Origin of the sequence: Paenibacillus shirakamiensis (genome assembly GCF_017874255.1) — a bacterium.
GTDB classification, from domain to species: Bacteria; Bacillota; Bacilli; order Paenibacillales; family Paenibacillaceae; genus Fontibacillus; species Fontibacillus shirakamiensis.
Map to the genome: position 1 here is coordinate 1260039 of NZ_JAGGLD010000001.1, position 24505 is coordinate 1284543.

2 protein-coding genes are annotated in these 24505 nt (G+C 42.1%); both read right to left on the reverse strand.

The window, feature by feature from the left end; all coding sequences use genetic code 11:
- Window positions 1-22: 22 nt before the first annotated feature.
- Window positions 23-18106, reverse strand: a complete 18084-nt coding sequence (locus J2Z69_RS05800; protein ID WP_209859968.1) for an SDR family NAD(P)-dependent oxidoreductase — start codon at window positions 18104-18106, stop codon at window positions 23-25.
- The gene (locus J2Z69_RS05805; RefSeq protein WP_209859969.1) at window positions 18103-24504 is read right to left on the reverse strand and encodes an SDR family NAD(P)-dependent oxidoreductase; all 6402 of its coding nucleotides are present in this window, start codon (window positions 24502-24504) and stop codon (window positions 18103-18105) included. The genes J2Z69_RS05800 and J2Z69_RS05805 overlap by 4 nt, the downstream gene beginning before the upstream one ends.
- Window position 24505 lies beyond the last annotated feature (1 nt).

A 24505-nucleotide genomic window follows, 5' to 3' on the forward strand; every position in this document is an offset into this window, starting at 1 on the left:
ATGCTCCTTCCTGACATTCAACTTAGTTTTTGGAAGCGGGCGGGTATAACGTAGTCGCATTTTGCAGCATCTCTTGCTTTGCCTTCGCATATGGAATTGGGTGTGCAATTTTAGCATGATTATAATCACTAAGTTCCCTTTGGCTCATCATCTTGTTTTTTCTGATTTTGAACAGACAATAACGAATCCATCCACGTCGTAATGAAATGGCATTATTGGCATAACTACGAATGGAATCGCGAGCAACAGGCGTAATATGCTCTGTATTTCTGGAACATTCTGGATCATCTAAATAATTAGCGATCTCCGGGGATACATCGATTATCTCCTCTAACTTAAAGTGATGAGTCGTTAACAATTCTATCCATTGCTGAACGGTAGCAATATGAATGCCAATAGCGTGATCCACAATAGGTCCACGCAAATTAGCCATGAAATCCATGAATAAAATAGTTCCTTCTTCCGTTAAAGATCGGTCAATATTCTGAAATAAACTGTGCTTCTCTGAAATATGACAGCATACTTCAATTCCAAAGATGAGATCGAACTTTCTTGGAAATGGATCCAAGGCGCTATCTCGGTGGACGATACTTGCACGAGATGCGAGTTTCATAGAATGAATACGTTCGTTACCCAGTGCTGCTTGTGCCTGAGATATTGTATATCCATGTGTATGAATATGCGGATATAACGAGGCCATCTGAATGACATCTGTCCCGTGTCCACAGCCAATATCTAAAATATGTTGATGCAGGTGTAGATCTTCCTTCCAAAACAAAACTTGTCTCATCTCAATTTGCTTCGCTCGAACCCATGCTGCTTCTTCTGGATATTGTTCAGGATGAAGCAGCACGCTGCTCATGGAGAAACCCTCTATTTTTGATTCAAAGGGAGCGAAGGTGAGATATTCTTCCTGAAACTCCAGCGTTCGCTCCATTGCATTGAAAGAATATAGCTCATCTACCTTATTAATTGTGGCAGGTGGAGGAACCGAATGTTCACCCTTCGTTTTCTCTCTTGATTCCTCTATGGATGGCTTCGCATCTACCCAGCACCTTCTCTTCTTAAATGGGTATGTGGGAAGGGATATGATTCGTGCCCCAGGCTGATTTTGATACCATATTTCCCATGGTACGAAAGCACCTTTTGACCACAAAGTAGCCAGAACATCGGCTTGAAGGGTCTCTAAAGCATTTTTTACTAGTTCCTGCATTTCATCTTGTGCTATATCTTGTTCGATTACATTTAGGTTGTCCAACGCATGTGTTTTTTTAAAATGGATTAGATCTCGGACCCATTGCTCCTTACTCTCCACAACAAAAGCGATTCGACACTTCATAGATTCTCTACCTACAGCAAGTGTGTATGCGATATCTCTTAATGAGGCCGAACTCGACCGGTTGCTGTTCAGATATTCTAACTGCTGGTCTATTACAGCTAAAAGTCTCTCTTTAGTTTTGGCTGACAGTAGAATAACTTGGGTATTTTGAGAATTAAAGAATTCAGTAGCTGCATCCAAGGGCATGTCATAGTGATCAATAACTACATGAGCATTCGTTCCACTAATTCCAGTGGTAGAAACAGCGCCTCTAAGCGGACCCTTTGCAGATGACCAAGGTTTTACAGATTTTGAAATATACAAAGGTGTAGTCTTAAGGTTAATGTATTCACTTTCCATCTGAAATTGCGGAAGCGGTAAAATTTGCTTATGTCTCATCGCTAATAGTAGCGTTATCATGCTGACGATCCCTGAAGCGGCAAAGGTATGACCAATGAGTGGCTTTACCGAGCCTAAGGCGCATTGCTCTTCCTCATCTGGACTGCCCGAATTGCTTGAACTTTCCTTAAATAGATTGGCTAACGCTTCAATTTCGATAGAATCGCCTATCTTAGCCCCCACACTATGAGTCATTAAGTAGTCTATAGATTCCGGTTGGATAGCATATTTAGAGTATATTGACTTTAATAATTCTTCCTGACTAGTAGAGCTGGGTGCCGTCATTCCATTCGTGTGTCCATCATAATTCACGCCTGATGCTTGAATACAACCATAGATGCGATCCTTATCTTGTATGGCTTGAGTTAGCGGCTTAAGCATCAGTACTGCTACAGCTTCTCCAGGCACCATGCCATTCGCTCTTTGATCGAACACTGCGCAGACCCCGTCGCTTGATAACATGCTTGCATTATCCAAGCCTTCGAACATGCTGTTAGAGATTGCGAGACTGATTCCCCCTGCAAGAGCTAAGTTACAATCCCCCGAGCGTAGTGCCTGACAGGCTTGGTGCACAGCGACTAGACCGGAAGAACAAGCTGCAGTTATTGCAAAATTGGGTCCTTTCAAATCTAACTTGTATGCAATTCTAGCAGCTAAAGTAGCATTCTGGTTGGCACTAATTTCGCCTCGATCTCCTGTTATCTCTCGATATTGGCTTTCCTCAACACCTACATATACACCACAGGATGTTCCTATAATGCGCTCTCCCATATATCCTGCATCTTCAAGAGCATGCCAAGCCTCCTCCAAAAACAAACGTTGTTGAGGATCCATCAACTCGGCTTCTCTGGGCGATATTCCAAAAAATAGTGGATCAAACTTATCAATTTCGGACAGAAATCCTCCCCATGTATTTCTTTGGTTTTTTTGTATAGAATCAGAGATATCTTCTAAGTGAATCATGTCGTTCCTACGAGCTCTCGGCATTTCCCGAATTGCTGTTTTACCTGTAGATATAAGTTCCCAGAACTGCTCAACATTATCGGCTCCAGGAAATCTTCCGCTCATGCCGATAATCGCAATGGGTTCATGGATGGGAAGATGAACCTCTGATTGTTGTGGCTCAATAATTAAGGAACTTTCTGTTACACTTACGGCCGTCTCATTCAATAGATAAGGTATTTGATGAACTGAAAGAGCTGAACGAGTTGGAGGTACTTTTGTCTTCTCTTCTAGACCATGAGACTCTTGTAACTGTTGATTATGCTTAGACAACAAATAACCGATCAGCTTGTTCAGCGTCGGGTATTTGAAAAATATAGAAGGAATAAGTTGTAAACCATATATTTCATTCAGTCTTGCAGCAAATTCTGCGAAAGAAATGGAATCAAATCCGAAATCAACTAAATTAACGTCTCCTTCAATTTTTTCTAACGCGATATGAAGTACCTTTCCTATCTGCTCTTGCAGTGTCTTACGAACTTTCTGTTCCAAAGTCATATCATAATCTGTACGATCATACTTTGCGTGATCGTAATCCATTTTCATCCGCGAATTCGCTGATAAACCTAAAAATAACTCTACTCTGTTCCGCTCACCTACTAATACCAATTGGTGGTCTCCAAGATGTGATCCAACCTGATCCAATAGATTTAAACCTTCTTCTTTCTCTAAATAGCGTTGTCCACTAGCTTTTAAATACATAGATTCAAGTTCATTATTCACAAAACCCATACCACCGTCACGCCATAAGGGCCAGTTTAGTGCCAGCGCTCTACCATTACGAAGGCCTTGTTGTTGGAGGCTATTCCGATAGGATGCATAAGCCATCAGAAACCGATTGCCTACAGCATAATCACAAGACCCAAAGTCGCCTAGAATCGCTGAGGAGGATGAGAAGTAACAAATGAAATCTAAGGGCTCATTCATGAGAAGCTCATCCAGCAGTATCGTTCCGTTCACTTTGGGAGAAAGGATTCGATTGAATTGCTCTATATCTTTCTCGACCAAATTGAGATTATCCTGAACTCCAGCTGCATGAATCACTCCTCGAATCGGACCGAATCTAGGATCAAGTCCGTCTATTTGTTCTCTCATCTGAACTACATCACATACATCAGTTTGAATGTATGTGACATCACTACCTAAGGCAACGAGAGCATCGAGTTTTTTATGCATTTCTATCTCTACTACTGAACGTCCTGTTAGAATCAGTTTTACTCTTTTGAGTGTGGCAATATGTTCTGCACATAGATATCCAAGTCCACCTAATCCACCAGTGATTAAGTATGTTGCACCTTCTACCCACTTTGGTTCTACTACTCTATCTAATACTGTCGTAGACTTTATGTGACAGACGCATCTCTTCCCTTCTCGGTAGAGAACACTACCTTTAGAAGTGGAATTCACCTCTCTATAAATCCTTTCCACCCAATGACTAACAGCAACATCATTTCTCTCTAAGAGAGTCTCACCTATTACAACAATCATCTGTATATTAGGTATAACGTTGCCAATTGAGCGTTCAAATCCTATCCAAGACTCCATGGAGCAGCGTTCCAACTCAGTAATAAATGCACCTGCCACCAAAAGTTTATTAACTTTGAGCCGTGTTCTAGTCAGGGATTGTAGAAGATGAACCAGTCCAGTTGTTCTATGATCAGGTGAAGACGGTGTAAGCCATCTGAAATCTATGACTGCATCTACCTCTTGATGAAGTGCATTAACCTGATCGAAGGCAGCGCTAAGCATTGCACTATTTGCTGATTCATGAATGAACTCAAATGTGATATGGGAATTCAACTTTTTCAATTCATTCCAGAACTTATCTTTGTCTTGTTCATTATCTAAGAGAATAACCCATACCTTCTCTTTATCCGTTCCATTTATATCTAGATATGTTTGTAGTTCTGTCTCTATCCATATTTCTTCAAAAGTCATAATGTCCGAACGTTCTTCTGGCGTTACATTTTCTATATTTTGCTTCACTTTATTAAAAGTTCCCTTTATCAAATAACGTTCTTTTGAGAAAGGATACGAAGGAAGGCTCATCCTTCTTGGTGGTATAGCCTGCTTTTCATATAAGAGCTTCCAAGGAATTTCCAATCCTTTCACCCATAGCTCAAGCAGACGCGGCCATTTCTGCTGTTGAATCCAAGCTCCGATTGTTCTATGCATTTCTGGATCTGAAGATAGCACTTTAGTTATCTCTGAATTCACTTTGGTGTTCCCTCGGTAGTACTCTAGGGGGATATCTTCGTCACTGAGAAAACTTTTTAATGTCGCTATCAGATCATTTATTGTCCTTGCAGGTACGGCGAGACGCTCTTCCATGTCTTCCCTTCCGAGCTGGAGGGTATAAGCCATGTTCCTTAGAATGTCATCTGTATAATTGTTTTGCACGATATCTTCTAACAATCGGTGTGTCATAGCCTTTAGTCTATCTTCATTTTTTGCGGATAATACAATTAGGACGGGTTGATTAGCGTTGCTAGCATCATGTATATTGACTTCCTGATCTATATACTCCTCAACTACGATGTGCGCATTGGCCCCCCCAGCACCAAATGAAGATATTCCTGCACGGCGAGGGTATTCCTGCTCAGTCCCATCCATGTTGAGAAGAGGTCGTCTCCACTCCTCTAACGTGTGCTGCAAAATAAATGGAGTTTGTTCGAAGGAAATCTCTGGATTGACTACGCTAGCATGCAGAGTTGGAGCAATCTGTTGATGCTTCATTTGCATGAGTACTTTGACTAATCCCGTCATCCCTGAAGCACTCTCACTATGACCTACATTTGATTTTATAGAACCTATAGCACAGAACTGCTTATCCTGAGTATGATATGCAAATGCTTGTGTAAGTCCGGCAATTTCTATAGGATCTCCGAGTGCTGTACCTGTACCATGAGCTTCAATATATGAAATGGTACGAGGATGAACGCCCGCTCGTTGCATAGCATCCGCAATTACTTGCCGCTGAGCAGCTGGATTTGGAACTGTATATCCATTTGTCTTTCCTCCAGCATTCAGAGCACTTCCCTTAATTACCCCATAGATGTGATCGCCATCTGCGACAGCTTTTGAAAGAGGCTTTAGGATCATCGCACTCACACTTTCACCATCCACAAATCCGTCAGCTTCCGCCCCAAAAGCTTTGCAGGTATCTCCAGAAGATAACATATTGGCTGAAGATAATCTCACATAATGTTCTGGGTCTACAATTAGATTGACTCCACCTACAAGTGCACATTCACTCATTCCACTGTACATGCTTTCCAAAGCTAAGTGCAGAGCAGTTAAAGACGAGGAACAAGCAGTATCGACTGCCATGCTAGGTCCATGAAAATCTAATGTGTACGATACTCGATTTGCAATCGACCAATACTTAGCCCCTGTGGGATAATTAGCATTCATTACACCTGTGAATACCCCAACTTTTTTATTTGGATTCAATGCTGCTGGAGTATAGCCAGCATCCTCGATCGAAGCATACGCTACTTCCAGAAAAAGACGTTCTTGCGGATCCATCTGCGCTGCCTCTTTTGGCGATATGTGAAAGAAAAGAGGATCAAAAGCATAGATGTCCTGTACAAACCCGCCCCATTTGCTATACGTTAATCCTTCTTTCCCTTTGAGTGGATGATAATAATCTAATCCATTCCAACGATCCAAGGGAATCTCCGTAATACAATTCCTTGCCTTCTTTACATTGTCCCATAACTCATGGACCCCCTCTGCCAATGGGAATCGGCCAGATATGCCAATGATAGCAATGTCCTGAACCTGCGAAATTGTCTGCTGTTTCTGACTATTCTCATAACGAAAAGTAGACTTCAGCTGATATTCACTCGCTGATGATTCTAACTTTGGATTTCTACTTTCAGCAATTGAATTGCTGTTCCTTGTTGAGCTTAATTCAGCCCCCACCAGTGTGCGAAGTGCATCAGGCTCATGCTCTATGAAATGGTTCACCAAAGAATCAATCGTCTTATGCTCAAAGAATAGCGTTGAAGTTACTCCCTTCAGCTTAGGGCGGAGGGATTCGGTTAATTGAACCACTATAATGGAATCTAATCCGTACGTCTCTAACGGTTCTGTAGTATCCAGCTTGTGCTGTGGAAGTTTAAGTACCTGACCAATCAGATGTCTAAAATATTGCTGACTTTTTTGCCGAAGATAATTATCGTGTTCCATAGAAAATGTATCCATAAGGTCATCCTCTTCATAAAAATTAGAGTCGGCTACATCATCTGATGCTCTTTGCTGTTTCAGTACATCCGCTTCTCCCTCAAGGAACGGATGTGACCGAACTTGTCTTCCTATACCATCACTTTTTGCACAAATAATCTGCTGTCCCATAGGATGAACGTCCAAAGCTGGGAAAAGAATACTATTGAACCCTTCTTCAGAAAGTATAGATTGCCACCTCTTTGGTGCTATCCCTGGACCCCCTGGCGCTCGCAAAGCTGCATCTTCATAGGCCCACCAGCCTTCTAAAAGTCCAAATGTAACGTGGGTAAAAAGATCATTACCCGTGATTTCATTAACAAGTAGAAGTCCATCCTTATGCATCAAGTTTTTTATATTTCTTACTGTTCGGCGAATATTTTTAGTAGCATGAAGAACGTTGGTAGCCACAACAATGTCATAAGAACCGAGCTGAATTTCCTGGGCAGCTGCATCTTCTTCCACATTGAATATTCCATAAGTGATATAAGGATATTGTCCATATTGCTGTTTTGCATGCATAAGAAAGGCTCTCGAAATATCCGTATAGTTGTACACTTGGATATAATCTTGATAAGGTTCTAATTTATTGAATATCCTTTCGCTTGTTCCCCCAGTACCTGCACCGATCTCTAATATTCGTAAGTATGGATTCCCTCCATGTTGCAGGCGTTCCTTCACATGATGAATCAATACATCAGCTAGAATTTCATTAAATGATTCAGCAACGAGGTTGTTTTTATATATTCCTTCAACTAGCGCAAGAGAAGAATTCGGGAACATGATGTCAGTTGCTGCTTTTGAACCACATAATACTTCTGTTAAGGAACGCAGCATCATTTCGGTGAGAACAACTTGTGGTCTGAGATTAGCATCTTGTAGCCAACCTGTTTTGGATGCATCCCACTGTGTCCAAAGATCATCTAAGCCATAATTCTCGAAGTGTTGAATCGGATGGACAAATAACTGGCTTGCCTCAACCCATTGGCTATACTTAGGCAGGATATTTGAATTGAATACGCCCATCTCCCTTAAAGAAACGGCAAGAATGGACTGAATTAAGTTAGTCATCTCCTTAGCCCCATCATACAGAGTCAGTTTAGAAATGATCGCAGAATCAGCCTGATACAACTTAGCTGGAAGTTTCAAACCCCCTCTAGATTTCTCCGTATAACAAAGATTCGAAGAAGAGTAGATAGTGAGTACCTCTGGATAAGAGATAAGTTCCGATGCAATCGGGCGATCTATTTTTAACAGTGTTAAAGTAGTTAGAGGGCTATGAAGTAAAAATTCCAAAGTCAGCATGGCTTCGCTGCTTTCAATCGATCCCATGCCTAATAATGCCATTCGGTCACGATAAACCTCCGAGGCAACAATGCCAACATGTCCCCAATATCCCCATTGTATGACTTGAACAGGATAATCCCCTGTTTGATTTAGATAGGCTGCATACGCCTCTTTAAAAGTACAGCCTGCACTATAATTGCTCTGACCTATAGGTCTAGCAACAGCATTAAATGAAGAAAAGAATAAAATAAAATCCAATTTTTCTTGGCTGAAAACCTGACTAATCCTTACACTCACATCTACTTTTGCGGATAGGACAGCTCCCAAGCTTTGCTCATCTAACAGCGCTATCGTATGATCTTCCATCACGATAGCTGAATGAATAACGCCATGGATGATAGGGAATTGTTGTTTAATCTGTCTGTATGCCTGCTGCAAGCTCTCCAGATCGGAAGCATCGGCAGAAATATAATATGGAGCAGGGCCAAGCTGAGCTAGTCGTTCAAGGCTTTCTATAATTGCGGCATCTGGATTACGTCGACCGATCCAAATCACCTGCGCCTGGTAGTTTGAAATCATATACTCCGTCCACGCTTCACCTATCCCTCCCGCACCGCCGATCACTACATACACCCCATGATTCTTATATTTCGTAGATTCAGGTAACTGCCCTTGAATTTCAATAAGCTGTGGATAGAACCATTCTCCGCTGCGATAAGCGACCGTTATACCCTTTAGATCATTAGGGATGCTCATCAGATCTTTTGCTGAGGGTAAAGCTCCCAGTTCAAGGTCAATTAAGCTTACATGCCAATAAGCTGCGAACTCTTTAGCCATAGAACCGACATATCCATGTACACTGGAGTGTGCTGTACGAATCCTGTCCGATCTATGAATAGACTGCGCTTGAAATGTAATAAATGTCCATGCCAAGGATGTTCCTTCAAGTTCTAACTGAAGCACGGCCTGAACAAGTCGATGAACATGAAAAACACCTGATTGCTGCTCTTTAATCCACTGTTCATCGGTTGCAGTATGGATTTCCTCAGAAGGAGCAAGCCAGATAATATGACTGAATTGTCCTAATTTAAGAAGTTTACTATAGAGGGTATCTACGCTCTCATGGGATTGAATGTCAATCCATACGGCATCTGTGTAGGAATCTAAAAAGGAATCCCTCCATTGTCCCGCTTCACCAAATATAATGACACGAGCTGTAGATATAGCTATGTTGCTGCAATTCATCCCTGTTTTTAAACCCATCGGTTCCCAGACCGTCTTGTAAGTTAACGTTCTCATATCAGACTTGAACTTCATCTTCTGATTCGCTTCAGTTCCTACAAGCCCCAAAGGCTCATTATAATTACGTATGGAGAAGCCCTTCATACGTATACATATCTGTCCCTGTTCATTACATAGATCAATATCAAACTTCTCCATACTGTTCTCAGAATACTGTTCACCGTGATATCGTACTAAACCCCACATCGTTGATGAACAAGAAGCCAACACATTGACTTCGTCTATAGCATAAGGTAGGAAAATCCCCTTTTCTTGTAATTCACTTTGATTTAGATGAAATCCTAACGTGGCTTGAAAAGCTGCATCCAAGAGACTTGGGTGTAATACAAAGGCATCAAAAGTATCCTTAATCTGCATTGGAAGCACAATTTCCGCAATGATCTCATTTAGTCCAATATGAAGTCTTTGCAATCCCTGAAATCCTTTACCGTACTCTATTCCCAGCTGTCTGAAGGTCTCATAAATTTGATCCGATTCAACAACACCTTGGTTACATTCTCTCTGAAGTCTAATCAAATCTAACAAAGTCTCTTCTTCGTCCCTAACATTCCATTCTACAGCTCCCTTGCAATAGGACATCTTTTCTTGCCTATCTTCAAGATAGCTATATATATCGAAATCTAATTGGGTTTGTCCACTTGGATACAGACCAATATGAACTTTAACAGGTGTTGTACTCATAGATAAGGGATGTAAGCAATAGATATGTTTAAATCGAAGACAGCATTGTTCTTTTCTTAGAGAAAGAGTAGCTTCATCTACTGCCGATCGTACCATTTCCAGATAAGCAGCAACGGGCATAATACTGCGGCCAAGCACTTTATGATCGGTCAAGAAGAATTCATTGCCATAGAATGTTGAAGTATATCGTTGTTCAAGTAAATCTGTGGTATTGGCATGAACCAATGGATGCAGTCCTTGCTTTTGGGATACAGCCCAGTCAACTTTATTGTTCCAGTAACGGTTCAAAGTCGAATGGGGTACCCAGTACTTTTCTCTGGCAAAGGGATAAGTAGGCAGATGCATCCGATGGTATTTATCTGGATCTGGATATAGGTTCAACCAAGGGATAGGAAAACCCTTAACCCAAAGTTCTAATACTTGTTCATATTTTTCTTTGACCATCCACATATCTAAGGTCCTTAACATATCATCATCTTTCATAAGCGAAGATACCATCTCTTTATTACGCTTGACCCCATCTTGGTGCCATTCTTTCGGTATAGATGCGCCTGCCATATAAGATTTTAATTTTCTCTGAATTTCACTTATAGAAGTTGCAGTGCACGCAAATCTTTCCTCCATTGCCTCCCGTCCAATTTGAAGAGTGTAAGCTAGATTCCCAAGATCATGCTCTTCAATAGGACGATGTTGAATGTCATGCAAAAGTCGTTCTACTTGCTCCTTTAACCTCTCCTCATTGCGAGCGGATAGCACAATTAGAACAGACTCGCTTTCAAAATCCTTCATGTTCTTTTGCTCTGAGTAGACAGGAATATACTCTTGAATTACTACATGTGCGTTGGAGCCTCCCGCCCCAAATGAAGATAATCCAGCGGTACGGGGATATTCCTTACTTTCTCCATTTTTATTAATCATGGGTCTAGACCACGAGGTAAGTTCTTGTTGAACAACAAACGGTGTCTGAGCAAAATCAATATTGGGATTCAGTTCTTTGGCATGGAGCGTAGGAACCAATTGGCTGTATTTAAGTTGAAGCAACACTTTGGTAAGTCCCGCAATGCCTGCGGCGCTTTCAGCATGTCCGATATTAGATTTCACAGATCCAATAGCACAGAATTGCCGATCTTGGGTAGACCCTTCAAAGCTTTTCACAAGTCCTGCCATCTCGATAGGATCTCCAAGTGATGTCCCAGTGCCGTGTGCTTCTATATAAGATATTTCCCGGGCATCTACGCCTGATTGTTGAAGGGATCGACGAATCACTTCAGCTTGCGCATTAGGATTAGGCACCGTGTACCCACTAACTTTCCCACCATGATTAATCGCCGTCCCCTTAATAACACCATAGATCGGATCATGATCCTCTATCGCTTTTGCCAAGGGCTTAAGTAGTACAGCGCCTACCCCTTCAGCGGGAACATAACCATCCCCGCCTTTCCCAAAACTCTCACATCGACCTTTAGTAGATACAAATTGTCCTTGACCTAAGAGTAAATACTTATTCGGATGAATCGATAAATTCACCCCACCAGCAATAGCAAGATTACACTCATTGCTAATCAAGCTCTGACAAGCTAAATGTATGGCTGTTAACGACGAAGAACACATGGTAGCTATAGTCATGCTAGGTCCGGTAAAATTACAATAATAGGATACTCGGTTCGCTATGGAAGCCGCATTGCCAGATAAAGCTACAGGTCTACCCTGCTGCTGCTCCTGAGCACCGTACAACTGATATTCTTCATACATTACGCCTACATATACTCCGATGTTTCCTGTATGCTCGGTACCATTCTCACGGTATACGTTCCGCACATATCCTGCATCTTCCATGGCTTCGTATACGCGTTCCAGAAAGATTCGCTCTTGAGGGTCCATCGTTTCTGCTTCTCGGGGAGAGATGTTGAAAAATCCCGGATCAAATTCATCCACGCCTTCAATGAATCCACCCCATCGGCTATTCCGACTATGAAGATCAGCAGGTTGTTGACTGTAATCCCAACGTTCGTGCGGTATTTCCGTAATACAATCTACGCCGTGCTTCAGGTTATGCCAGAATTCCTCAAGGTTTCGTGCCCCAGGGTAACGTCCTGATAGGCCAATGACGGCAATGTCCGTGGCTTGTGTAGGTGGTGCTATCGATGAAGATTTCTGAACCAAAGGCAGAGGGGCCCTATTCAACTTCGAAAGAGAGGACAGACGAACATTAGAAGGAAGATGGGTCGCCATTGAGCTTATTCTCTGTGGATTCTCCTCCATGTTCTTAAGCTTGCTCAGTTCTCTTTTGTTGCGTTCCGAAGAATCATCGGTCAACCATGCATCTGGATATTGACGAAGTAAATAATGGGCTAATTCGTTCAAATTTCTGTATTCATAGAATAAGGTTTTAGATAATGAACCTAACTTTTTTTCCATTTCATTGGTGACCTGCAGAATTACAATAGAATCCATTCCAAAATCTTCAATATATGCAACAACCTCTATGCGTTCTTTAGGCAGTTTAATAATAGAGGACAGAACTTCCTTCAAATATTGCACCACTCTATCATGAACCTCTTCAACGGTTGCAGACAGTTCTTGATTGCTGGCCGTTAAAGTATTTTCTATAGTAGAGGCATAGCACATCCTCTGATGAATTGTGGGAATATCTCCTGCCAATACCAACACCTGATGGTGTCTTGTCGTCCAAGCCTCATACAGCGATTGAATCCCTGAATCTGTCTGTAAAGGAAGAAGACCTCTCCTCATCATGTCCTGCTTCGCTTGGCTTTCCATGTGCATGCCAGCATCTTCCCACAACGGCCAATTTATAGATAACATCCGTCCACTACGAAGCCCTTTTTTCTCAAGTTCATTCCTATATTCCGCATAAAGATCCATAAAGGCATTAGCTGTTGCATAATCTGCCTGTCCTATATTCCCAAAGACGCTAGCTGCGGAGGAAAATGCAATAATAAAATCCAGACTCATGGCCGAACTAGCTTCGTCCAAATGTATAATTCCATTCACTTTTGGAGCAAGCACCGTCTCAAATTGTGAAGAGGTTTTGTGTAAGATCAACTGATCATTCACAACTCCCGCACAGTGAATAATGCCATCCAGACGTCCATATTGTTGGACGATTTCTTTTAATCCTGTTTCTACATCTGATCGATTCGCTACGTCCATCTGCATGTAACCCACTTGAGCGCCAACCTGTTGAAGTTCCTGCAGCGAAGACTGTATCGTTGAATTTATTGAAGAACGTCCCGCCAAAATAATAATAGGTTCTTCCACTGTATGAGCAATTTCGCATGCAAAAATAAGACCAAGTCCGCCTCCCCCTCCGGTGATGAGGTAGACTCCCTTGTTCTTCCATGGCATTATTATATGCCCCTTAGATATAGGATCAATCGGTTCCCAGACTTGAACTTGTCTTTGTTGACCTACCATACGAACATAATATTCTTTGTTACCCCTTGCATAATCTGATAATTTCTCATTCAAGAAAGCCCTAGATGCTTTCACATCTATTTCGATTACCTGTCCACTTCCCCTTCGGCTCTCAAGTTCCAACGACCTAATCATTCCAAGAAGAGCACCATATAATCTTCCCTGACCCACCCTAGGTGTTACAATCTGAACTTGAATTTGCCCGATATGCGTAGTACTTATGAGACGTTGTATGTGTGAAAATAATTGAACAGCCCCATCATCAAGATAATGCATACTCGGTGCTTCAGCGCTGTTAAATAGGAGATAGATGGTATCATCTACATCCTTCTCTCCTTGCAAGGGAGCTAAATGGGGCAAATCACATAAGACTATGATCTTCTTTACCTGAGCTGAGTCAGGTTCAGTAAGCGAATGTCTATGCTCTTCACGCTGTTCTTTCCACACCGGATGCATCAATACAGTACCCCAGTACTTGTCTGCTTCATTAAACGGTTCTTTAAGCGGAGTGATTACGGCGCTTTCCATTTCTCGTACAGAAAATCCCCTCAATTCTACACACACTTTTCCTGTACTGTCGCAGAGATCCAGATCCAGCTTGGGAATTATGGCATCATTCCCACGATCGGTACTGTAACGAATCCATACCCACATTTCTGAAGTACAAGCATGGTGCAGCGTTAGTTCCTCAAGAGTATACGGCACTACTGCACTTTGAGAATTCTCTACTTGAGATACAAATAAAACAACACATGCTTGAAATGCTGCATCTATGAGAACTGGATGAAGCATGTAGGAGCTTTTATCTTCTATTAACGAATTCATCAGTTGTAATTTTGCCAACACTTGGTTAGTTCCCACATACACTTTATTTATAGCTTGGTGTGTAGGCCCGTGGTTTATTCCCATTTTTTGAAAAACAGCATAAACCTCTTCCGACTCCCATACCTGCTGGGAACACTCCTCCTGTACATCCCGTAAATTCAGCGCAATATGTGCCTCTCTAGGAGAAGCAACCCAAGATACACTTCCTTGACTATATACTCTAGCTTCACGGGTTAATGCCGCTGTCGATTTTTCACTTTGGTGACCTTCACAAATTTCAAAAGCGATGTTGTGAATATCACTTTCTCTTGGGAAAAGTCCCACTGTAACGTCAAGAGAATTCGAAGATACCGTTATTGGAGAAACCCAGACAATATGCTGCATACGTAACACTGTAAAATCTTGAGACACCCTATTGTCCGTGGACTGAGACTGTTCCATAGCTGCCCTTATAATTTCTAAATGTGCCGCACCTGAGAGCATCCTTTTTCCCAGAACAAGGTGATCTTTAAGAAAAAACTCTTCGCCTGTGAACTGACTATGAAATTGTTGAGCTCTAAAATTGGAGATGTTGCTGTGTAATAAAGGATGAATATAGGGTCCAGATTGTAAGGGCACTGCTTTGGAGTATGGATCAAGTATCTGCTCTGGATACCAGTATCTTTCTCTAGTAAAAGGATACGTAGGCAAATGCATTCGATATGGGAGCCCACTTGGATACAAGTCTTGCCAAGAAAGGAGTTCACCATGAATCCATGATTTTGCTGCAAGTTCAAAATTTCTTTCCTTTATCCACTCTTCCATAGTGCGTTGACCCTCATTAGGAGATGTCAGCAGCGTATTCATTCTATCGATCTTCCCTCGAAATAGTCCTTCGATATTCGATGATCCTTCTGCAAGAAGCTCTAGATATTGAAGCAATTCATCTGTATCTTGCACTTGGAAGATCGCCCGCTCCTCTTGAGCCACACGCCCTATCTGTAAGGTATACGCCAAAGCTTCCAGATCAAACGTCTCTGTCCTCGATCTTGTGACAAAATCAGCTAACCGCCGGGCATAGACTTGCAATTGCTCTTGCGTTCTTGCAGAAATTGGAATCCATTGCTTTTTGCCCGAACTATTGTCTTGATTATTTATCTCAAAAGTAGTGGATTGTGTTGGGTGAAATTCTTCTACAATCACCTGTGCATTAGATCCAGTAGCACCAAATGAACTAATACTTGCCCGTCTTGGAAATTGAATATTGTGCCCTTGCACAAATCCCACAGGTTGATTCCAAGGCCTAGCCTCTTGTTGAACAACAAAAGGGGAATTGGAGAAATCAATATGAGGATTAGATTGTGCGGAGTGTAAAGAAGGCACTAACGTTTTGTGATGGAGTTGCAAAATAACTTTATGAAGCGCAGCAATGCCTGCAGCTGATTCGGCATGACCAATATTAGATTTTACCGAACCGATTGCACAAAATTGCAGATCATTTGTATAGTTTTGAAACGCTTGAGTAAGCCCTTGCATCTCGATTGGATCACCTAATATAGTTCCCGTGCCATGTGCTTCCACATAAGTAATAGTGCGAGCATGTATACCTACTTTCTCCAAACCCTGCTGTATCAAATCTGCTTGTGCAGAAGGGCTGGGAACAGTAATTCCACTAGCCTGCCCTCCATGATTAATGACACTCCCCTTAAGAATCGCGTAAATCTGGTCTTGATCCTCAATCGCTCGGGAAAGGGGTTTTAATAAAACAGCACCTACTCCTTCACTAGACACATATCCATCTCCTTCATTACCAAAGGTTCGGCAGCGACCATCACTGGAGTGCATATCCATCATGCCATAAGTGATGTATTTAGCTGGATGAAGGGATAGATTCACTCCTCCCGCCAGCGCCACGCTGCATTCTCCTCGCTGTATGCTCTCGATAGCCAGATGGACTGCGGTTAGGGAAGAAGAACATACGGTATCCACTGCAATACTGGGACCATGGAAATTGCAAAAATAAGAGACCCGATTAGCTATGGGAGCATAATTAAGTGATAGTGAGACGGGCTCTTCTTTAGAAGCTTCAAGTCCGATAAGCGCATAATCCTTATGCATCACTCCAACAAATACACCGACTGCATTGCGTTGTCGCTTATTTGGAGTTGTCAACGTGCTTGGGGTATATCCAGCATCTTCTATAGTCTCCCAACACGTCTGCAGAAAAAGTCTTTCTTGGGGATCGAGTCGCTCTGCTTCGCTAGGCGTAATATGGAAAAATTGCGGGTCAAAACAATCATAATCAGCGACAAATCCTCCCCATCGAGACATGCTTTTGCCAGATGGAGAGCGCATGTCGCTGAATTCTTTCCATGCCCAACGAGATGCTGGAATTTCTTGAATGCTATCCTTACCTTCTAATAAATTTGTCCAGAATTCATCCAAGTTGGATGCACCCGGATACCGACCGGCCATCCCTATTACAGCGATATCTTCATTCGGTTGCGGTAGATGATCAGATAATATCAGAGGGATCTTTGTTAATTCTACCTCTTGGACAAGACCTATCCTTGGAAAGGCGCTAGCTAAATAATCCGTCAAATGATCAATCGTAGTATATTCAAAAAGTAGCGTCGGAGAAATATTTTTACCAATGATCTGTTCAATTTCTTGCGTAAGCCCAAGCAAACTGGCCGAATTCAACCCCATTTGATAGTAGCCCATGTGAAGGTTAATTTCTGCTTCGGGACGATTTAAGCGCTGTGCTATTTTTTGAATTATATAGATCTGATACTCTCTTTTGGCTTGGTAGATGCTATCTGCCGGACTTTCTTCCATGCGTACATGCTTGCTTTTAAAATTAGTTAAGGCGGCAATCCTTTGTCCCGAACCGTTGTAAAACTCTAAACACAACGATAGGAGCTCGTCACTTACTTTCACAGTGGAGGATCGAAGAGTTGTCCAACATGTACGCTGAATGAGTTCTCCTGCACGAAAGGACTCAATGTAAATAGGAAGAAATAATTCATTTTGTTCTCCGAATAGGGTGAACATTGCTCCTCCCGCAACTGCACTTGCATCTAGAAGTACGGGATGAAACATGAACGAGGATGCATGTTGTAGAAAATCCGTTTGCAGGGATAGTTCCATCTTTATACTTGCTGAACCACGCTGTATGCTACCTTCAGCCTGCATCCAGCCACTATGAATCAAGCCTTGCTGCTTACAACGTCCATAAATCTCATTCATTGTTACTCGTTCGCCATCCGAGATGCTGTTCGTTCCAAGATCATCTATAGTATCATCTTCGGTATTCCATAATTCAACTCCATGCATTTCAGCAGACATGTATAGGGAGGAACTGGGCAATGGTGTTTCCTGCTGCACTTGATCCGCTAATTGAATCTGCCAATGCCCGGCTTCAGTGCGGTAACATTCAAAAGTTAATGTAACTTCCTCATGCTCCTGAACCTTCAGGGGACGATATAATCTGAGATGACGAAGCTCCATGGAACGGTAGTCAAAGCCCTGTTCTCTGAACCATTGATAGCACATATCAATATAAGCTAATCCAGGTAGTACTTTGTTGCCGAGCACATGATGGTGCTTGAGGAATGGATGTTCATTCCCCATCTTTATATGCGTTCTCATCCGTGTTCCCCCCTTACATTTATCTCTGGTGAGCGCCACCAATTCGATATGTCTGAATCGCTATCTTTTAAAAAGTCTGTATGTTCAAGCATCCTCACCGGAAGTGGAAGAGGTTTTCTTAACAAGTTCACCGAACGCTTCTCTATCCATCTTTCGAGTATGACATGTACATTGGTTCCCCCATCGGCAAAACAGTTCAGTGCTGCCACGGAATTTCCTTCCCAAGGTGTGAATGCCCTATCAAAATATATAGGAGATTGATCTAAATCATAATGTTTCATGGCGGACTGTCCGGATATAAATGGTAACCGCACTTGCTGCTCTAGCATACATACAATTTTGATTAGTCCGGCCATCCCTTCAGCACACAGCGGATGTCCTATATTGGGTTTGATGGATCCGATGCCTAGTGGCATATTGCTGTCATTGCGATAGACTTGCTCAATAGCTTTTAACTCTAAGAGATCTGTAATTTCCGATCCGGAACCATTGGCCTCAATATACCGAATATCTTGAGGAGACTTCCCGCTTGTAACGATCGCCTTACGCATCACTTCCATTTGTGCATGTACATTGGGTGCCGCCGGTCCAGCAGTACGTCCGTCATTGTTCACCTCCATGCCGCTTATAACAGCATAGATACAATCCCCATCCTTGACTGCCTGCTCAACAGATTTCAGCATCACCATACCGATTCCTTCAGATAAGACTACCCCATTGGCTTTGGCATCAAAAACATGAAACTCAGATGTTGGACATAAGATGCCGCGCTGCTGAAATAGCCGATGAATTCGATCCGAACTCAACATACTCACGCCACCCACAAGGGCCGAATTAATATCACCTCTTTGTAAGGCTTGAATAGCAATATTCATCCCTACTAAGGAAGAAGAACACGCTGTATCTACCACAAGACTAGGACCATGCAGATCAAAATAATGAGAAATATTCGCAGCTAGATAATTCGCTCCAAAAGCTACTATAGGATGATTTGCTTCAATAAGGTCTCGCTCATCCGGTACATGTTGACTTCTTGCTCCAACATAGACACCAACCGATTGGCCCTTAATCTCCTCTGTGGTATATCCTGCATGATGGAGCAGCTTTAGACTCTCTTCTAAAAGCAATAGGGCTTGAGGGTCCATCGCCTTCGCATCCTGTTCGCTAATATGGAAGTATTCTGGAGATATACGGGTTGAACGATCTAATAACCCCGCATAATAGCGCTCCTCGCACGGCCAAAAGTCAGCTGGAACACGCTGTATAGCAGAACGGCCTTGACTTAGTAATTCCCAATACTCATCCAACGTTCGTGCCCCTGGAAATTGACAAGACATTCCGACGATAGCAATGTTATAACCTTCTGGGCATGTAGTTAATGTACTTTGTGTTTCTATGAGCCTAGATGGTGAATTGTCCGTTGAAGCGTCTGATTCTATGAACCAATCGACTAAAGTTACACTTTCATCCGTTCGTACTGCCCGTTTGAACATCTCGCGAAGTGTGGCTTGATGATTCTCCTCTAACCAAGCAGCAAATAAGCTTACACTAGGATATTCATATAAAATAGATGGAGCCAAATCAATGTGCATCTCATTTCGTAAGGAGCGCAGCACCTGTGTTAATAAAATCGAGTCTACGCCATATTCACTAAATAGCATCTGTGCATCTAGATGATCCTCCTTAAGTTTAAGCTCACTTGCAAATAACTGACTCACCCATGCCTCAGTAGACTTTAGCAGGCTCGGTGGCTCCCCATTTTCTCCAACTTGACTTGATTTTTTTAGTGGGGAATGTTGGCTTAACATAGATTTATTTACTCTGTTATCCGTATGAGTTGATTCGCTTATACCAGAGAGCAATGTACGCTTCATCAGTAGGGAGGGATTCCATAGCAAAGGATTAACAATAGCGGGAAGCACTACGGCTCCAACATCATTGGCTATTACATAATCTAATAATTGCAATCCCTCATCATTGGTATGACTCCAAAGCCCAGAGTGATTATACACTGTACTCTTCACCTCACCGAGCCCTACTTCTTTCCAACTAGGCCATTGAATACTAATTATTCGATGCTCATTTCGATGTGCCTGAGCCATATAATCCATATAGCTATTAGCCATAGCATAATCACTCTGTCCAGAGGCTAGGGATGGGACAATGGCGGATACAGAAGAGAAGAGGATAAAAAATAATAAGGGTTCTCCCCTCATACTCTGGTATAGACAATCTAGTCCCTTGATTTTAGGAGCTAGTACCGTCTCAATAGTTCCTAATGATTTACGAATAAATGCTGGAGTATCAAGATCTCCAAGTCCAGCGGAATGAAGGACTCCCTGGATCGGTCCCCACTGCTCCTTGACTTTATTAACTGTTTGCTGAACCTCTTGGACATCGGTCAAATCTAATGCAAACGTTTTCACCTCTGCGCCCAGTGCTTCCAAAGCGAGTATAGCTTCTATTTTCTTAAAAGTAGTAGAATCCATCTCCTTATCTAGGTCTTCCCATTGTTCTCTAGGGGGCAGCACCTCTCTACCAGTTAAGACAATCTTTCTTACGCCATAATGCTCTACAAAATGCTTCGCACATAACGCCCCAATTCCACGAGTTCCTCCCGTGATCCAGAGCACACCTTTAATAAAATTAATTTTCCTGTCTATATGAGGACCATGAAGCGGTAACTCTGCTAAATAAGCCTCATATCTTGTCCCTTCTCTATAGCATGCTTCCGAGTCTTCACTATACATATGCAGCTCATTTAGAATCTGAATTGCAATGGTTTCATCAGAACTATTCACGTCTACATCTACATGCCGTGAACACACTTCACCATATTCACTTTGTAGCATTCGATACAGACCCACGCGACTCGCACCGTGCAGTCTAGGGGTGATATTTTTGTAGGATTCGAGTCCTTTTGTAATCAATATGGCTATTTTTCTATCTGAATCTGCATATTCCACGTAGTTCTGAAGACAAGATATCCAAGCTAAAGATTCGTCCTCTAGTACAGCACATCCCGTGATATCGACGAAACCCGAATATGCTCCCCATTCTCTGTCCTCATCTTTTACTGGTGCTTCTATTGTTAGAATATGGCTTCCCGGTACTAGCCTTGCTAGTTCTGAAGCTAACACCATTGTATGTTCAGATGCTAGAATACATAAGGAACGTAGGCTACTATTTGACTTAGATCGTTTAGAAATCCGCCACTGCTTTTGAAGAATCTTCTTGTGTCTTGATTGGCCGGGATGTAAGGGATGTTCAGATGTATGAGTATTTCTAACTTGTTTCCGAGATTTAGATGTCTCTTGTTCTTGGGGTAACCAATAGCGTTCCTTAACAAAAGGATAGGTCGGCAGACTGATACGATGAGGTTCCTGATTCTTAAGTAATTCATTCCAATGTACATGTACTCCATGAGTCCAAAGAGATGCGATCTTCCCCCATTTCCCTTGGTGCATCCATTGGTCGAGTAATGCCTGCGTGTCCATATCATCCGCAAATAAGTTAGATAACCAAGGGGATTGTTTCGATTGACCTCTATATATTTGAGGATTGTTCAAGTCGCCCTTTAGAAATTGTTCCATAAGATGGATCAATTCTTCAATGTCATTACTTATAAAAATTACCCGTTCGTTCCACGCTTCTCTTCCTGTTTGTAGTGTGAATGCTACGTCTTCCAACAACATTTTAGTTCGATACTCGCTACATGTAACTTGAGCGGTACATAATATGAGATAATCCATAATTTTAACAACGTATTGATGTAGCTGCTCTTCATTCTTAGCTGATACGGGAACAAGCGAGGGTCTAATCTGGTTAAAAGGATCCCTTGGTTGTTCTCCGTCCAGCTGGTAATTGGGAATATATTCTTCCATAATGAGGTGAGCATTCGAGCCTGTTGCACCGAATGAACTTAATCCTGCACGCCTAGGAAAGGTAGTCTGTACACCATCTATGTCCATAAAAGGCTGTGACCATGCCTCTAACTGCGTTTGAATCCGAAATGGGGAGTCTATAAAATCAATATAAGGATTTGCTTCTTCCACATGTAGTGAGGGTACCAACGTTCTATGATATAGCTGAAGGATGCTTTTTTGTAATCCACTTATTCCGGCAGCAGATTCGGCGTGTCCAATATTAGATTTGACTGATCCTATAGAGCAGAATTGCTTATCTTCTGTATGTTGATTAAAAGCTTGTATTAAACCTTCCATTTCAATAGGATCGCCAAGTGAAGTACCCGTTCCGTGTGCTTCGATATAAGAAATGGTTCTTGCTTTAATATTCGCCTTTTCCAGGCAATCTCGGATTAACTCAGCTTGTCCAACAGGGCTTGGAACTGTAATTCCACTTCCTGCCCCGACGTGGTTGATTGCACTTCCTTTAATTACAGCATAGATATGATCTCCATCTTCTACCGCATTTTTTAAAGGCTTTAGCACAACAGTCCCCACGCCATCACTGGATACGTACCCATCACCATCTTTGCCAAAAGAGCGGCAACGTCCGTCACTTGCATGCATACCCATAAATCCATATGAAATATATTTATTTGGATGAAGGGATAGATTTACTCCTCCTGCCAGAGCCACCTCACATTCTTCAAGTCTTAGACTTTGCATAGCGAGATGTACAGCTGTTAAGGAAGAAGAACATACGGTGTCAATTGTCATACTTGGACCATGAAAATTACAAAAATATGAGATGCGATTGGCAATCGGGGCATCATTCATAGCTATTGATACGGCTTGACCTCTAGCTACAGCTTCAGCACCTAAAAAAGCGTAATCTTTATGCATAACACCGGCGAATACACCCACCTTATTTCGCTTCTGTTTCCCCTTAGATTTCACTATATTTTTAGGGGTGTAGCCCGCATCTTCTATGGCTTCCCAACATACCTCTAAAAAAAGACGTTCCTGCGGATCCATAGCTTCTGCTTCTTTGGGAGTAATTCGGAAAAAGGATGCATCAAAACAATCATAGTCCTCCACAAAGCCTCCCCACCGAGAAATCGATTTGCCTGAAGGAGTCTCTAGATCTTCGGTCTGTTTCCAGTTCCAACGGTCTAAAGTTACTTCTGTTATAGCATCGACTCCAGCCTTCAAATTAGACCAGAATTCTTCTATATTTCTCGCTTGGGGATATCGTCCAGACATACCGATTACGGCAATATCTGAATTCGCTAGGGGTACAGTACTTTCCCGTGCTTCTATATTCATTCCTTCTGTTAAAGATGAATTTATACTAGTATCCTGAGTATCCCGTAGTTTATTTAGATCTATTTGTCCCTGCTCTGTTAAATACTGAACCAACTGAGTAATTGTGCTGTGTTCAAATAACAATGTAGGTGATATTGGCTTGTCAAGGCTTTGTTCTATAGATACAGCCAGATTTAGAAGGTCAACCGAATGAAGGCCCATCTCGAAAAAACCTATATCTTTACGTATCTTTATTGTTTCCAACTCTAAATAATCAGCGATTAGGCATACAATAGATGCTTCCACTTCATGTATAGTAGAAAGTTCATCAGAATGCTTGATGTACAGATCTGGCTTAGTAATGTTCTTCTCTTCTAGGTTCCGTATTAACTTCAATGTAAAATTAATCAGTTCTGCTATCTTTTGCCCGTGATGATTAAAAAACCCCATTGTATAAGATAGGAGATCTCCACTTCGTACTATAGAAGATATATCTACTTTGGCCCAACTGCTAGTGTCCATAAGTTCGGTTGCCCGGAATGATTCAAAATACAGAGGCAAGAACATCACGGTATCGTCTTTCAGCAGATCTTCATACCAACTTCCTATGACACCAGCTCCGCAGCCATCCAATAATGCAGGGTGGAACATAAATCCTTCCGCACTTTCAAGTGCATCTGAGTGCAGCTCAGCCTGTACACAAATAGCATTATTGTACTCATATACATTGCCCTTAGCTTGCATAAAGTCCTTATGAATCACGTTTCTTGAAATCCATTGCTCGTATACACTCTGTAAGGTCTTGGCATGTAAGGCTGACTGAACGATCTTCTGGCAGTCGATGACTTCGTCGAATTGTAAAGATTTGCAAGGATGAATTTCTACCGTTGCATAGAGGAGAGCGTCTCTAACAACAGATACGGATTTTCCTCGTATACGAACCTTCCATATCCCTGTGTCAGACTCTTCTGCCTCTATAGTTAAGGCGATTTCTTCGTCCTTAAGTACAATTAAAGAATTGAAAATGGTGAGTTTCTTCATAATAAGATGGGAATAGCGTAGGTTCTGTTCTCGAAATATCTGAAAAATCAAGTCTATATACGCTAAGCCCGGTAACATGGCTTGGCCGTTAACTTGATGATTGTGAATTAGAGGATGATTATAAGAAATGATGAATTCACGATTCATA